Source organism: Nonomuraea sp. NPDC052129 (genome assembly GCF_040680095.1).
Classification (GTDB): domain Bacteria; phylum Actinomycetota; class Actinomycetes; order Streptosporangiales; family Streptosporangiaceae; genus Nonomuraea.
In genome coordinates this window covers 13323-27347 of the sequence record NZ_JBFAVX010000017.1, presented here as the reverse complement: position 1 = coordinate 27347, position 14025 = coordinate 13323, and the positions used below count along the sequence as shown (strand labels likewise).

13 protein-coding genes are annotated in these 14025 nt (G+C 70.6%); 8 read left to right on the top strand and 5 right to left on the bottom strand.

The features are described from left to right. Nucleotides 1–60: 60 nt before the first annotated feature. Nucleotides 61–1311 (top strand): DUF6745 domain-containing protein, encoded by a 1251-nt coding sequence (locus AB0L53_RS32045; RefSeq protein WP_364001765.1) that lies wholly within the window; start codon nt 61–63, stop codon nt 1309–1311. A gap of 32 nt (nt 1312–1343) precedes the next feature. Continuing rightward, nucleotides 1344–1748, top strand: a complete 405-nt coding sequence (locus AB0L53_RS32040) for a hypothetical protein (protein ID WP_364001762.1) — start codon at nt 1344–1346, stop codon at nt 1746–1748. 59 nt (nt 1749–1807) lie between these two features. Here the strand turns inward: AB0L53_RS32040 and AB0L53_RS32035 are convergent, their stop codons facing one another. The 3 genes from AB0L53_RS32035 to AB0L53_RS32025 are packed head-to-tail and all read right to left on the bottom strand — an operon-like array spanning nt 1808 to nt 4451. Next, nucleotides 1808–2470 carry a response regulator transcription factor gene (locus AB0L53_RS32035; protein WP_357953785.1) on the bottom strand — a complete coding sequence of 221 codons (663 nt, stop codon included), beginning with the start codon at nt 2468–2470 and terminating at the stop codon, nt 1808–1810. After that, the gene (locus AB0L53_RS32030) at nt 2467–3621 is read right to left on the bottom strand and encodes a histidine kinase (protein WP_364001759.1); all 1155 of its coding nucleotides are present in this window, start codon (nt 3619–3621) and stop codon (nt 2467–2469) included. Before AB0L53_RS32030 ends, AB0L53_RS32035 begins: the two co-directional genes overlap by 4 nt. Next, entirely contained in the window at nt 3618–4451 is an 834-nt protein-coding gene (locus AB0L53_RS32025) for a type II CAAX endopeptidase family protein (RefSeq protein WP_364001756.1), read from the bottom strand. The genes AB0L53_RS32030 and AB0L53_RS32025 overlap by 4 nt, the downstream gene beginning before the upstream one ends. A gap of 225 nt (nt 4452–4676) precedes the next feature. Between AB0L53_RS32025 and AB0L53_RS32020 the strand changes: the two genes are divergently transcribed. Together AB0L53_RS32020 and AB0L53_RS32015 are read left to right on the top strand one after the other, a co-directional pair. Continuing rightward, on the top strand, nt 4677–6110 hold the full coding sequence (locus tag AB0L53_RS32020) for a hypothetical protein (RefSeq protein ID WP_364001753.1): 1434 nt from the start codon (nt 4677–4679) through the stop codon (nt 6108–6110). Continuing rightward, nucleotides 6107–7669: a hypothetical protein gene (locus AB0L53_RS32015; RefSeq protein ID WP_364001750.1), complete on the top strand. Its 1563-nt coding sequence runs from the start codon at nt 6107–6109 to the stop codon at nt 7667–7669. Before AB0L53_RS32020 ends, AB0L53_RS32015 begins: the two co-directional genes overlap by 4 nt. 3 nt (nt 7670–7672) lie before the next feature. On the opposite strand, the gene AB0L53_RS32010 is transcribed toward AB0L53_RS32015, so the two are convergent. Then, nucleotides 7673–8965 carry an SDR family oxidoreductase gene (locus AB0L53_RS32010; RefSeq protein ID WP_364001747.1) on the bottom strand — a complete coding sequence of 431 codons (1293 nt, stop codon included), beginning with the start codon at nt 8963–8965 and terminating at the stop codon, nt 7673–7675. 59 nt (nt 8966–9024) lie between these two features. Between AB0L53_RS32010 and AB0L53_RS32005 the strand changes: the two genes are divergently transcribed. Next, nucleotides 9025–10788, top strand: coding sequence for an AAA family ATPase (locus tag AB0L53_RS32005; protein WP_364001744.1), 1764 nt, complete (start codon nt 9025–9027; stop codon nt 10786–10788). 239 nt (nt 10789–11027) lie between these two features. Continuing rightward, entirely contained in the window at nt 11028–11978 is a 951-nt protein-coding gene (locus AB0L53_RS32000) for an alpha/beta hydrolase (protein WP_364001741.1), read from the top strand. A gap of 185 nt (nt 11979–12163) precedes the next feature. On the opposite strand, the gene AB0L53_RS31995 is transcribed toward AB0L53_RS32000, so the two are convergent. Next, nucleotides 12164–12517, bottom strand: a complete 354-nt coding sequence (locus AB0L53_RS31995) for a hypothetical protein (protein WP_364001738.1) — start codon at nt 12515–12517, stop codon at nt 12164–12166. 118 nt (nt 12518–12635) lie between these two features. Between AB0L53_RS31995 and AB0L53_RS31990 the strand changes: the two genes are divergently transcribed. Continuing rightward, entirely contained in the window at nt 12636–13604 is a 969-nt protein-coding gene (locus tag AB0L53_RS31990) for an intradiol ring-cleavage dioxygenase (protein WP_364001735.1), read from the top strand. After that, entirely contained in the window at nt 13535–13852 is a 318-nt protein-coding gene (locus tag AB0L53_RS31985) for an iron-containing alcohol dehydrogenase (RefSeq protein WP_364002234.1), read from the top strand. The genes AB0L53_RS31990 and AB0L53_RS31985 overlap by 70 nt, the downstream gene beginning before the upstream one ends. Nucleotides 13853–14025 lie beyond the last annotated feature (173 nt).

Here is a 14025-nt window from a genome sequence, read left to right as displayed (position 1 = left end):
TCCACCGTGAATCCACCGGGTTCAGCCCCTTCGGCAGCCGATGATCGGGATGCGGAGCGCATGCCCCGGGCCGAGTGCGGCCGCGACGACACCGCCGCCGAGAGGCGGGCGTGGGAGTCCGCGGCCCGTGCCTGCTACCAGAAGATCGGGCTCCCGTTCCCCGAACGGGTCGTGTGGGTGTCCTCACCGCTCGTCGGCGCGTTCGCCGCACCGATCGCCGCCTGTCTGAGCACCGGCCACCGCAACAACCGCGTCCTGGACTCCGTCTACCGCGCGGTGGACGATACCGCCGGTGAGGCCGTCGGTCACGCGGTGCGCGCCGCGGTCCGGGTCGCGGCCGACGGCGCGGTGAGCGATCCGGTGCACGGCGCGGCGGCCACCGCCCTGCACGCCGAGATCGCCGAGACGATGGGCTCCGCGATGGCCTCGGCGGTGCGGGAAAGGGCGCGCGTCACACCTGCCCGCAAGGAGCCGGCACCACCGACGAGCCGGAATGTGCCCACCGGCGCATTGGCCACGCTTGCCACGGCGTCGCAAGCGGCCGTGGGGGCGGCGGTGGACGCGGCGGTGGGCGGCCCGCGGCAGGATACGATCCGCGGCGAGGTGCGCCGGCTGTGGCGGGCCCATCTGGCGGGCCAGCGGTCCGACACCTGGCTGACCCTGGTCGGCCTCTTCGGGCAGGATGCGGTCCCGCCGCTCGACGAGCACCGGTCGTGGCCAACCGTCGCGGAGCAGGCCGCGGCGCAATCCGCACCCGCCGGCTGGTGGTGGTGGCCTTTCCGGGACTTTGTCATGCTCTGTCCGCGCCCGGCCGAGCTGTACCTCGAGCAAGTCGGCGAAGGCGCCGGAGTCACGCACCGGCCGCACCGCGCCGACGGCCCCACGGCCGTCTGGCCCGACGGGTTCGGGCTGTACTTCTGGCACGGTACCCACGTCACCCGAGCCGTCATCGACGACACCCTCACCGCCGACGAGATCCTCCGCGAAACCAACGTCGAGATCCGCCGCTGTGCCATCGAACGTCGCGGCTGGGACCGCTTCATCACCGAGGCCCGCCTTGCCCAGGTCGGCCCCGCCGTACCCGACCCCGGCAACCCAGGGCAGACCCTCACCCTGCACGAGGTCCCCGCGGACATCTACCCCACACGCGTGCGGGTCCTGCTGTGCACCAACGGCACCGTCGAACGGGACGGCACCCGCCGCCGCTTCGGCCTCACCGTCCCCGCGGACTGCACCGACCCCCTCCAAGCCGCCGCCTGGACCTACGGCCTCACCTCCGCGCAGTACATCACGGCGCAACGACGATCCTGACCCTCCGCCCACCGGCAAAGGAGCCCGAGAAGATGCCCACCATCGAACAGGCCATCGCCACCTTCGGCGTCACCATCGACGAGCACCTCGACCGGCACGCCGAGATCCCCGTCCTGTCCGGCCTGCAGTTCCAGGGCGATGTCGCCGTCGTACCGGCCGACCGGGATCCGGCTCGCACCCCCGTCCCCGAGATCGGCGTCCCGATCGTCCGCGGCCAGGCCGAGGCCAACACCCACCTCCTGCTCGCCACCGGCAAGGCGTTCTTCAGCCCGGAGCGCTTCGGCGGCGGACTGGTGCTCGGTGTGCTGACCGTCGCAGAGGGGGCGTCCGCCTACCTCGCGCATCCCGAACACGCCTTCACCGGCATCGCACCGGGCACTTACGAGCTGCGGCGCCAGCGCGAGCAGGCCGGCGAAGCCCGGCTCGTCGCCGATTGAGGGTGCCGCCGGTCCGGGTGAAGGCAGTCTGAACGGCCTCTGGACACGTGTGGTGCGTCTCAGGTCACCAAGCCCCTGCGGTAGGCGTAGACCACGGCCTGCACGCGGTCACGCAGGTCGAGCTTGGTGAGGATACGCGACACGTACGTCTTGACGGTCTCCTGGCTGATCACCAAGGTCGCGGCGATCTCGCTGTTGGACAGGCCATCGGCGATGAGGCGCAGTACCTCCAGTTCGCGCGGGGTCAGCGCGATGCCGTCAGGGGTGTCCTCGGCGGGACGGATCCTCGACGCGTACCTGCCGACGAGCCGCCGCGTCACCTCGGGTGCCAGTAGCGCGGCACCCGTCGCGACGGTGCGGATGCCGTTCAGCAGCTGCGCCGGTGGGGCGTCCTTCAGCAGGAACCCGCTCGCGCCCGCGCGCAGCGCCTCGTACACGTACTCGTCCAGGTTGAACGTCGTCACCACGAGCACCTTGATCGGATCCGCCACCCCGGCACCGGCCAGCAGGCGGGTCGCCTCGATCCCGTCGAGCACCGGCATCCGCACATCCATCACCACCATGTCCGGCTTCAGCCGGCGGGCGAGGTCGACCGCGGCGCGCCCGTCCCCGCACTCCCCCACCACCTCGAGGTCGGGCTGCGCACCGATGATCGTCGCGAACCCGGTACGGATCAGCGCTTGGTCGTCGCAGATCAGGACCCGGACAACCGGAGCGCTCACGACGGGCTCCCCGCGGGGACGCGTGCCCGCACGACGAAGCCGCCGCCCGTGGGCCGGTCCGCGCTGAACTCGCCGCCCAGGGCGTCGACCCGTTCCTGGAGCCCGGCGAGGCCCCGCCCGCTTCCACCAGGGGAGCCCCTCCGTGAGCCGGAACCATCGGTGCTGACCTCCACGCTGATCTCCTTCCGGCCATAGCGCACACGGACCACGGTGCGGCTCCCGTGGGCGTACTTGAGGGCGTTCGTCAGAGCCTCCTGCACGACCCGGTAGGTCACGAACTCGGCGCTGCCGGCCGACTCCGCCGGCCGGCCCTCCTCGGTGAACTCCACCGGCTGCCCGGCCTGACGCGTCTGCTCCACGAGCGTGTGCAGCTCGCCAACGGACGGCGTTCTGACGTCGGTGTCGTGGCCGGGGTTGAGCAGGTCGAGCAGGTGCCGCAGGTCGGCGATGGCCCGCCGGCCGGTGTCGGTGACGGCGCTCAGCGTCTCGTCGAGGCGATCGGGTACGGCGGTCAGGTAGCGGGCCGCCTCGGCCTGTACGACCATCGCCGTCACGTGGTGAGTAACGACGTCGTGGAGCTCGCGGGCGATGCGGGTGCGCTCGGCGGTGCGAGTGGCCTCGGCTACGTGGCGGCGGAGTTCGGCCTCGGCGGCCCGGGTGGAGCGCAGCCAAGCCCCCATGCCCCAAGCGAGCACCAGCGCCAGGTAGAACAGCACGAATCCTTCCGGCCTCTCGGGCCCGCCGGGCCGGTCCAGCGCGACCGCCAGCGGCACGTACGCCACGGAGAGGAGGACCACGATGACGCGACGGTGACGCTCCAGATGGGCGCCCGCGCTCATCAGCGCGATGGGCAGCCCGGTGCCCGCCAACGCGTGGTAGCCGCGCAGCTGGTCGAGCGCGAAGCCGAGCGACACCAGGACGAGACAGACGGCCGGCCACCGCCGGCGCACGGCGAGCGGGAGGCTCTGGAGGGCGACCGCCACGACGGCCAGCGCGTCGTAGGGGCGGAGCGGCATGTCGCCCACCTGCGTCCCGGCACTCTGCAACCCCGGCAGGAACGACGCGACGGCCAACAACAGCGCGAGCGGAGAATCCCGGACCGTGACGTCACACCGCCGCCACAGATCCGGGACCCGATGGAGACCGATCACTGGGAGAGCGTAGCGGTCGTGCCGGGCCGGGCGCCGCGCCGGCGAGGAACCAGGTTGCCGCGACGGCGGGCCAGCCACATGAACGCGATCGTCGCCAGCACGCAGAAGACGACCGAGTACGGGCTTCCCTCCGGCCCGAAGTCGCCACCGGTGAGCAGGGCCGGACCTGACGTCACCCCGTGCAGCAGCCCTTCCGTCGCGCCGTTGCCGGAGACCTCGGTGCTGAAGATGCCGGCCGCGGCGAAGTTCCAGCCGAAGTGCAGGCCGATCGGCACCCACAGGGTGCGGGTGGCGACGTACGCCGCGGCGAGCATGCCACCACCCTCGATCGCGATGGCGAGCGCGCCCCACAGGCTGGCGTGCTGGTTGAACAGGTGCGCCATGCCGAACACCAGACCCGTAAGCGTCAGCGCTATCCACGTACCGGTGCGTTCCTCGACGATCCTGAACAGAACACCGCGAAAGAGCAGCTCCTCCGTCACAGCGGCGGCGGCCATGAATCCGACCAGCCCGATAGCGCCCGCCAGCGAGCCGCCGCCGTCGACCCGGTAGCCGCCCATGAAGGCGATGTTCACGATGACAGCCGTGAACAACCCGATACCGACCAGAATCCCTCGACCGACGGCGGTGGCGGCACCTTTCGCGGCCACCTCCACCGGTTCGCGGCGTTCGGACCACCGCACCACCCGGGCGTACACGAACACCGCGAGCACGGCCGTCGCGACACCGAGAACCAGGGTGAGAAACGCGTTCCCCTGAACCGCGCCCACACCCAGGCTGCCGACGAAGGCGACCGCCGCGACGGCCACGAGCTGCTTCAACAGCCGCATGACGACTCCTCTGAAAGGTTCCCTGAGTTCCGCGACCGGAGCGCCGCGGCTACGTCGAGAACGCTAGGGATCCGACGACCGGGAATCGTCACCGCGCAGTGGACACTCGCGAGTAGCTCGCACGGGGGACAAACCCGCCGCCTCCCCCCGATCTGCGTGGACTGCGGCACGAGCGCCGGCGTATGTCAGTTGGTGACCCGCGTCTGATTCCGCCACGCTTGGCGGATGGTGTACGGAAAGAGGGGCAGGCTCAGGCTTCCCGTGGTGGAGCTGACCGACCGCCGTGCCCTGGAGCGCTGGCGGCCGGCCGACGAGGAGACGGTGGCACGGGCGCGGCGGCTGAAGGAGCAGGCACTGCTCGATCTCGGCATGACGCACAGCACGATCGCGTCCTGGATCTACAGCAAGTGCGCACACCAGATCCCGACCAGGGCCGTCGACACCGCGGCCGTGCTCGCCTCCGGCGACGGGGCCTGCCTGCTCCTCTACAACCCTGACTTCTTCGTCGCCCTGGGGCTGGAGGGCGTGCGCTTCGTCCTGTTCCATGAGGCCCGACACCTGGTGCAGCGGCACCTCTTCGCCGATCCCGATCTGCGCGACGACCAGGTCTTCACGCTGGCCTGCGAGGTGACGATCAATCACGTCGCCATGGTGCGGCTGCGCCAGGCGGGGTTGCCGGAGATCGGCGGCGAGCCTGTCGGCGTCGATCCCGGCGTGATCCACCGCGCCTACCGCGAGGACCTGGAGGCGCAGGGCCTCGACTGGCTCGACTACGACCAGTTCGTGGCCACGGACATGGATGTCTACCGGGAGCTGCGCCGCATGCGGAACCCGCCCGTGCCCGGACCGCTGTGCGTGCACCTCCTCCTGGACGGCGACGGACTCGACCAGGAGACCGTGGACAGGATCGGCTCCGACGTGCTGCGCAGCGTGCTGATCGCGGCCAGGCGCGGCAGCGCGCTCGCCCACGGGGAACTGCTCGACCTGCTCGACCGCACCCATGGCGCCGGCGAACGCGTGGACCGGCTCTGGGACGATCTCGGCGCGCACGCCCTGCGCGGTCGTACCGTCGCCATCCGCCGGGTGCACTGGTGGCAGCAGTGGCTGGTGGACGTGCTGGCCGCCAAGCTCCGTCCCGGCGAGCGGCTGATCTATCCGAAGAAGCGCGGAGCGCTGCTGGCCGCGCTCGGGCACGACCCCGTGCTGGCCCGGCGCGGTCCGGAGCGAGTGAAGAGGCTGGTGATCGCCCTGGACACCTCGGGATCGATGCCGGACTCGGTGGTGCGATGGGTGACCGAGCTGGTCGGGCAGGTGGACGGGGTAGAGGCGCACTGGCTGAGCTTCGACGGCGCGGTCATGCCGTTCCGTCCGGGTGAGCGCGTGCACGGCGGCGGAGGGACGAACTTCGGCCTGGTCCGCGACTATGTCGAAGGTCGGCACCCGGTGAACGGTGAGCGGTTCGAAGAGCATCCGGACGCGGTGATCGTGCTCACCGACGGCCATGCCCCTCCGATCACGCCGGCCGAGCCCGACAAGTGGATCTGGCTGATCACGCCGACCGGCGACGACTGGCCGGACCGGCACCGACCGCAGATGGCCTGCCACCGCGTACACCCGGTGGCGCCGGATGATCTCAGCCCTTACGGTGTCGAACCGTGAATGCCCCAACCGCCACCTTCGTCAGGGCTCGCGACATCCACGCGTGCACCGCTGGTCTGCTGCGCTTCGCCGCCCCGGGCGAGGTGGACATGCTCCTCGGTGATCCGCTCACCCAAGGCGCTTCCATCAGCTACGGCATGCTCAACCGGACCGTCGCCGAGGCCCTGCTGCGCCGTCCGGGCAAGAAGCGCCTCCCACACGCGAAGGCGCTCCTCGATCCTGAGACGTCCCTGCTCGGCCAGTTACTCGATCTGGACGACCCCCAGGTCAACGGCCAGTTGTTCCTCTCTGGCGAGATGCCGCGCAACCTGCTCAGGCAGCTCGCGCACCAGACCTCCCGCCACGACGGCGTCACACCAGTGCTCCTTCCCTGGGACGTGCGGAACAAGGCGGTCACGCAGCGGCACCAGTCCCTGCTGCTCTACGCGGCCGACCCCGGCACGGCGGCCCAAGCCCTCCGGAGTCTCGGCAGGGGCGCGGATCCGCACGGTGCGGTCCGGGCATGCCGGACGCTGCTGGACGCAGGGCGTGCCGCTGAGCTCGCCGAACTGGTGGGGCACGGCGTGCTGCCCGAGGTCCGCTGGGGTCCTGACGAGTCGGAGCCGAGCGTGAGCGCGTACGTGCGGGCGGCCCTGACCGGTGAGGAAGGCGCGGCGCGGCTGCGTGAGCTCAGCAAGCGCGTACGACGCCCCGAATGGCTGCGCTCGGCCGCTGAGCTGGCAGACGTCGCCGGCTGCGCGCCGTTCGGCAACGGTATGCTGGCCCGCTCGCTCGTCCACCGGCGGCACCCGTCGATTCCCCGGGTGGACTGGCGCGCCTTGCTGGATGGCGAGCCGGAGCGACGACGGCGCGAAGGACCGTTGCCCTACCGGGCGGCCAGGCTGATGGCCCAGCGCACGGACATCCCCGACGAGCTACTCCTCCTGGCCATCGCCGATCATCCCGAGCTCGCGCCACTCGTTCCCAGCCCGTCGCCCGCGCTGCTCGCGCTGGTCCGCGACCGCCTTCCGATCATCGGCGCGGGTGCGTTGGTGAAGGTCGCGGGAAACGGTTATGTCGCGGCCACGCTCACCGCCGAGCAGATAGTCGCTGCTCTGCCGCCTGAGGCGCTCGACCTGTACACGGAGTCACTGTGGCTGCCGGGCCTGCGTGGCACGGCTGCGGTACGCACGCTGCTCGGCCGGGACGGCGACGTGCCTCTGCGCCCGTTCGTCACCGACGAGACCGGTCTTGGACCGCGCCGCCGCCTACGGGCTCCAGGCGAGCGGTCCCATTGGGACGCCGAAGCGCTCTACAACCCGGTTGTGGCATCCGCGCTGCGGCAGCGCGGCGAACTCACCACTGACGAAGTACTGTCCATGGTCTCGCCCGACACCGTGCTCGCGCCCCCGACCGGCGCCCTGCCGGATCTCCGAGTGCTGCGCCGGCTGGCCGAACTGGTCCACCGGCATCTCAGCGGGCGTCCCGAGGCGTGGATGGTGGCACTGCGGCTGCTCCAGGAGGGCTTCGTCGGGACCCTGCCCGAGCTGCTCGCCACGGCGGGCGCGGTCGCCGTCTGAACCTCACCAGGGGGCGACGCGGTAGTCCTTCAGCAGGCATCCGTACAGCGGATCGCCGGCCTCACCACGCACAATCGGGTCATACACGCGGGCGGCGGCGTCCACCACGTCCAGCGGCGGCTGGAACCCGGCGGCGGCCCTGCGCCGCCGATCCGGGTCCGGCTGCTGGTCGGAGAACCATCCCGGGTCCACGCTGGTGAGATAGACCCCTGCGGCGGTCAGTTCGGCGGCGCTGGTGAGGGTCAGCATGTTGAGCGCGGCCTTGGCCATGTTGGTGTGCGGGTGCTCGGCCCCCTTGTACGCCCGGCCGAACTGGCCTTCGGCGGCCGAGACGTTCACCACGTACCTGCGCGGGCGCGGCGAGCGCACGAGCAGCGGGCGCAGCCTGCCGATCAGCAGGAACGGCGCGGTCACGTTGATGAGCTGCACCTCAAGCAGCTCCAGCGGGTCGATCTCGTGCACCAGCCGGGTCCAGGAGTTGTCCGGCGAGGGGTCGGGGAGCAGGCCCGCGACGTCCACCGTGCCCTCCGGCAGGGACACCTGCCCCGTGGTCAGCTCGGCCGTGTTCTCACCCGCGAGCAGCGCCTCGTAGGAGGAGGCGGGCGGGCGCACGGTCTGGGCGGCCAGATTCACCAGGATGTCCAGCGGCTCGCCCGCGGCCACCTGCTCGTCGCACCACCGCACCACCGAGGGGATGTCACGCAGATCCATGCCCGTGACGGTGAGCCGGTCGCACCACTCACCGAAGTCGGGCACGGCGGCGAAGCGGCGGCGCGCATCCTGCGGGAACCGGGTCAGCGCGGTCACCGCGGCTCCGTCCCGCACCATCTTCAGCACCAGCTCGAAGCCGGCCTTCACCCGGCCGCCGGTGACGATGGCACGTCTGCCGGTGAGGTCGGTGCGGGCCGTGCGCCGCCGCCTGTTCTCCTCGGCACACACCGGACAGAGCCGGTCGTAGAGCTCATCGACCTCACGAAAGTGGGCCTTACAGGCGTAACACCTGGTCAGTCTGTCGATGCGGCGCGACAGGGCGGCCCGCGGGGCAGGCGGCCAGGCGCCGACCTTTTCGACCGGGCCAGGAGCGCCGGTCGTGATGACCGGAGCGGCCCCGGCGGCCAGCGCGGCCGCGTCCTCCTCCGCGCGCTGCCGCCGTTTCCTGGCCAGCTCGTTCCGGCGCGTCCTCTTGATGAAGGCGCTGACCGCGTGCTGGACACGTACGAGATCGGGATCGCCGTCAGGCGCCTCGGCCAGCTCAGAGAGCACCCTCAGGCACACCTGCAGATCATCCTCGCGCACAAATCAGATGATATTGCTGGCTCTACCCCGCTCTACTGGGATCCATGGGAGGAACACAGGTGACGTCCAAGCTGGCTGACTTCATCGACGCGATGATCGACCTGGGCATCACCGGCCAGATCTTCGGCGGGCACGGCATCGGCAAGACCTCGACGTTCTTCTCCCACCTCAGGGACAGGTACCGACTGGTGTACGTGCCCGCCGCCAACCTGGCCCCTGACGACCTCCTCGTCAACGCCCCGGTACGACAGGACGGCGAGTTCGTCCTGCGCCAGCTCATCACGCGCCAGCTCAAGCCCGGCCGCCCCTTCGTCCTGCTCATCGACGACTCGCTGCAGGCCGGAGATACCGTCCAGTCGCAGCTCATGCAGATCGCCTGCTCGTGGACGCTGGGCGAGCACGACCTGCGCGCGCTCGGCTGCGCGGGCGTCTTCCTCACCGACAACGAGTCGCTCGCCGAGACAGCCGCACGCCGCTCCGACCTCGCGATCCTGGACCGTATGGCCACCCTGCGCATCACGGCCGCCGACACGGCGTGGCGGCGGGCGCTCTCGCACAAGTTCCGCGACATGGACTTGTCCGGGGTCTTCCGCGTCTGGGCCGCGCTGCCGACCGAGCTACGCCGCCTGTTGTCACCGCGCACGCTGGAGCACGTCCTCGACTGCGCGCTGGCCGGGCTGCCGCCGCGGTGGGGGCTGCCCCTGGTCAACGGCGAGCGGCTGTGCCTGGCCGTACCCCGTGCCGACGGCACGCCGGGCCAGGACGAGGCGCCGCGGATCCTGGAGCAGATCGTCGCGGAGTTGCGCCGCGCGGGCGCGGACGTGCCCGCGCCCGGACACCTGCCCGACGCGGTGCGGAGGGTGGTCCGCGAGGCGCTGCGGCGGCGTTGGGCCGTGCTGATCCAGGGTCCGCCAGGCTGCGGCAAGACCGAGGTGGTCAAGGAGGTGGTCCGGGACGAACTGGGCCGCGACCCGATCTACTTCTCGCTGCCCGTCACCAACGTCGAGGATCTCTGCGTGCCCCTCCCCACCGCCGACGGCACGCTCGACAACCTGCTCGCCGGGATCTTCATCGGTCCAGAGCCGAAGGCGATCGTGTGGGACGAGTACAACCGGCCCAAGGACAGGTCGGCCTTCGCCAGGCTCATGGAGATCACCCAGGAGTGGTCGCTGGCCGGGCGGCGCATCGAAGGGCTCAAGGGCCAGGTAGCGCTGCAGAACCCGCCGTACCATCTGGGCCGGAAGCTGCTGGTCGCGCGCAACACGATCGCGCAGGCCTCCCGCTTCACGGTCTCCCTGGACATCGGCCCGGACGACATCCCGGCGAACGAGTGGCTGATCGAGCGGTACGGCGCGGTCGCGGAGACCGTGCTGGAGTGGTGGAAGCACGACATCGACGACGAAGGGCGCGCCTGGATCACCAAGCGCACCCTGGAGCGGCTGATCAGGCTGCACGGGCGCGGACTGCCGCTGGAGATGGCGAAGATCTACCTGGGCGACGGGGAGTACGCACCGGTCCCCCTCGCCGACCTGGAGGCCAGGCTCGCCGACCGTCAGGTGACCGGGCTCCGCGAGCTGGCCGCCGACCTGGACGGCTGGGCGGAGCGGCTGCGCCGGGCGGCGGACGAGGGCACGGAGGGCACGGACGCGAGCGACGTCGTGCACCGCATCCTGGCCAACGCCGAGCTCCCGCAGCTTCGCACCCATCGGAGCACGGCCGCTCGCCTGGCTCCGCTGCTTCCGCCCAAGCTCAAGGCCACCTATCTGGTGGGAGTGGACGGCGAGCGCCAGCGCTTCTGGATCGAGGTCTTCACCGGCGGCTGAGGAAGAAACCATCTCTCAGCCGGGGCGCGATCCGGGCCGCGATGGCGTCCAGCAGTGCGGCCACGCCGAACTCGAGCTCCTCGCGACTGCCCGGCTAATCGCTTGGACCGTGGCGAGGCGTTCGCGTTGCCTGCCTCCCTCCTCGGCGCGGGTCACGATGACCGTGCGTTCGCCCCCCGGATTGCGGGTACGTGAGCCCGGGGGGGCTCGAGCATCCATGACGACCAGGGGGACGTCTCATGACTGAGCACATTCTGGAGCCGGCGGCGCAGGAGATCGCGGACGCGACCTCGAAGCCCCCGTTCCTGTACGAACTGGGCCCCGAGGGCGCCCGGAAGGTCCTGGACGACATCCAGGCCGCCCCGATCGACAAGCTCGACGTCGAGGAGAAGTGGATCACCGTACCGGCCGAGGTCGGGGACGTACGGGTCCGCATCATCAAGCCCCCGGGCGCCACCCGCGCGCTGCCCGTCATCCTGTACGTCCACGGCGGCGGCTGGATCCTCGGCAACGCCGGCACGCACGACCGGCTCGTCCGCGAGCTGGCCGTCGGGGCGAAGGCCGCCGTGGTCTTCGTCGAGTACGACCGCTCGCCGGAGGCGCGGTACCCGGTGGCGATCGAGCAGGCGTACGCCACGGCCCGCTGGATCACCCGGGACGGTGCCGCCGAGGGGCTCGACGCCGCCCGCCTCGCGGTCGCGGGCGACTCCGTCGGCGGCAACATGACGGCCGCCCTGGCCATCCTGGCCAAGCAGCGCGGCGACGTGAGGTTCGTCCACCAGTCGCTCTACTACCCGGTCACGGACGCCGCCCAGGACACCGGCAGCTACCGGGAGTTCGCCAACGGGCCCTTCCTGACCGCGAAGGCCATGGCCTGGTTCTGGGACGCGTACCTGCCGGACCACGACCGGCGCGCGGAGATCACCGCCTCGCCGCTGCGGGCGAGCCTGGAGGACCTCACCGGGTTGCCCGAGGCGTTCGTGATCGTGGACGAGAACGACGTGCTGCGGGATGAGGGCGAGGCGTACGCGCGCAAGCTCCTGGCGGCCGGAGTGCGTACGACGAGCTTGCGCTACAACGGCATCCTGCACGACTTCATGATGCTCAACCCGCTCCGGCAGACCGCCGCCACCACCGGCGCCGTCGAACAGGCCATCCAGGTCCTGCGCAAGGCCCTCGGCACGACCTGACACCCGCACCCGGGCCGCTCCCCCCGAGCTGCGGACGCTATGGTGACGCATGATCACCAAGCCGCCCGGATGGTTGTTCCTCACCGTGCTCTCGGCCATGGCGTGCGTCATTCTGTACTTTGTCGGCGGTAATGTAAACCCATATTCGCATTGAGTGTGAATGCAGGTTCACAGTCGTCAACGACTCAGCGGGAGCTCAGCAGGTAGGCCGTGACGGCTCGCCGCAACTGGTCGACCAGCTCCGGCCAGGGCAGGGGGCGGCGCGACTCCAGGTATTCACCGTGGATGATCCGGTGGGCGCAGGTCGCGTAGATCATCCGATAGGCGAAGTCGATCGCCGCCTCGACGTCCAGGTGATGCCGCAGGGCCGGCGCCGCCAGCAGGATCGTGTCGCGAAAGACCTGATTGCCCCGGACACTGACGGCCGAACCGTGTTCGAAGACCGCCGGGTTCTGGGTGCCCAGCAGCATGAACACCCGCATCAAGGTGGCATGGGAGTGCAGCGACCCGGCCGCGCCCTCCACCGCCGCGGCGATCACCGCGTCGGGAGGCGTACGCGTCGATACTACTCACCGCGAAAGTGTAGCGAGATGGTTGACAACCTCAAGCGTCTAACCGGAATAGCAGTTCACATCATCATGTGAGGATCAAACCGACATGACCGCACTTGCGGCGCACTTCAGCGAGGAGCACTCCGCCGAGATCGTCGCCGCGACCTTCGCCGACACCCCGGACCCGCGCCTGCGCGCCATCATGACCTCGCTCGTACGGCACCTGCACGCGTTCGTCAAGAACGTCGAGCCCACGATCGAGGAGTGGACGGCCGCGATCGGCTTCCTCACCGAGGTGGGCGCGACCTGTACGCCGCTCCGGCAGGAGTTCATCCTGCTGTCCGACGTTCTCGGCGTGTCCATGCTGGTGGAGACCATGAACAACCGTGCGGGCGAGGCCACGGAGTCGACCGTGGAGGGGCCGTTCCACGTGGTCGAGTCGCCACCACGTGAGCTCGGCGCCGACATCGCGCTGGACGGGAAGGGCGAGCCGTGCCTGGTCACCGGCACGGTCAGGGCAACTGATGGCACTCCCGTGCCCGGCGCCGCCGTGGACGTGTGGCAGGCCAACGCGGACGGTTTCTACGACGTACAGCAGCCCGAGCGGCAACCCGAGCGCAACCTGCGCGGGCTGTTCACCACCGACGACGAGGGACGCTTCTGGTTCCGGTCGATCGTGCCCCGGTACTACCCGATCCCTTCCGACGGGCCCGTCGGCCGGCTGCTCCAGGCGACCGGGCGCCACCCGAACCGGCCCGCCCATGTGCACTTCGACGTCCGGGCCACCGGTTTCCGGCCCCTGGTCACCCACCTGTTCGTCGCGGACACGCCTTACGTCGACTCCGACGCGGTCTTCGGTGTGAAGGACAGCCTCGTACGCGAGTTTCCCACCATCGACGACCCCGTCCGGGCGGCCGAGGCCGGCCTGCCCAACCCGTTCCGCACCGTCCACTTCGACGTGGTGCTCCGTCCTGAGGAGCGGGCGTCCGCGCCCTCACCACTGCCCTGCCCGCCCTCGTACGCGACACCGGTGACCTCGAAGCCCGCGAGCAGGCCCAGTACGAAGCCTGGCTGAGCGGCGCCTGCCTCGGCGCCACCACGATGTCGCTGCATCACAAGCTGTGCCACAGCCTCGGCGGGACGCTGGACCTTCCCCACGCCCCCACGCACTCGGTCGTCCTCCCCCACGTTCTCGCCTACAACCAGCCGGGCGCGCCACAGGCCGTGGCCGCGCTGCGCCGCGCGCTCGGCGACACCCCGGACCCGGCGCGCCGCTTGTGGGAACTCGCCGGCGCGCGATCCCGTCTCACCGGCTCCTCTTGACCAATTCTGTTGACCGACGTATGTACATTCCTATGCACGCACTCTGGTCAACCAGGTCCCACTGCCCTCACTGAACGCGTCAGCCCGCCTCTGCTCGACGGCCACCTGACCATGCGTGAATAGTGGAGTGGAAATCCCCCCATGTCTCACTCGCCGGTTTCTCCCGACGCGTT

Bases quoted from the DNA above. Each gene is read 5' to 3' on its own strand.
- AB0L53_RS32045 (WP_364001765.1), top strand. From the start codon at position 61: ATGCCCCGGGCCGAGTGCGGCCGCGACGACACCGCCGCCGAGAGGCGG.
- AB0L53_RS32040 (WP_364001762.1), top strand. From the start codon at position 1,344: ATGCCCACCATCGAACAGGCCATCGCCACCTTCGGCGTCACCATCGAC.
- AB0L53_RS32025 (WP_364001756.1), bottom strand. From the start codon at position 4,451: ATGCGGCTGTTGAAGCAGCTCGTGGCCGTCGCGGCGGTCGCCTTCGTC.
- AB0L53_RS32020 (WP_364001753.1), top strand. From the start codon at position 4,677: ATGGTGTACGGAAAGAGGGGCAGGCTCAGGCTTCCCGTGGTGGAGCTG.
- AB0L53_RS32000 (WP_364001741.1), top strand. From the start codon at position 11,028: ATGACTGAGCACATTCTGGAGCCGGCGGCGCAGGAGATCGCGGACGCG.
- AB0L53_RS31990 (WP_364001735.1), top strand. From the start codon at position 12,636: ATGACCGCACTTGCGGCGCACTTCAGCGAGGAGCACTCCGCCGAGATC.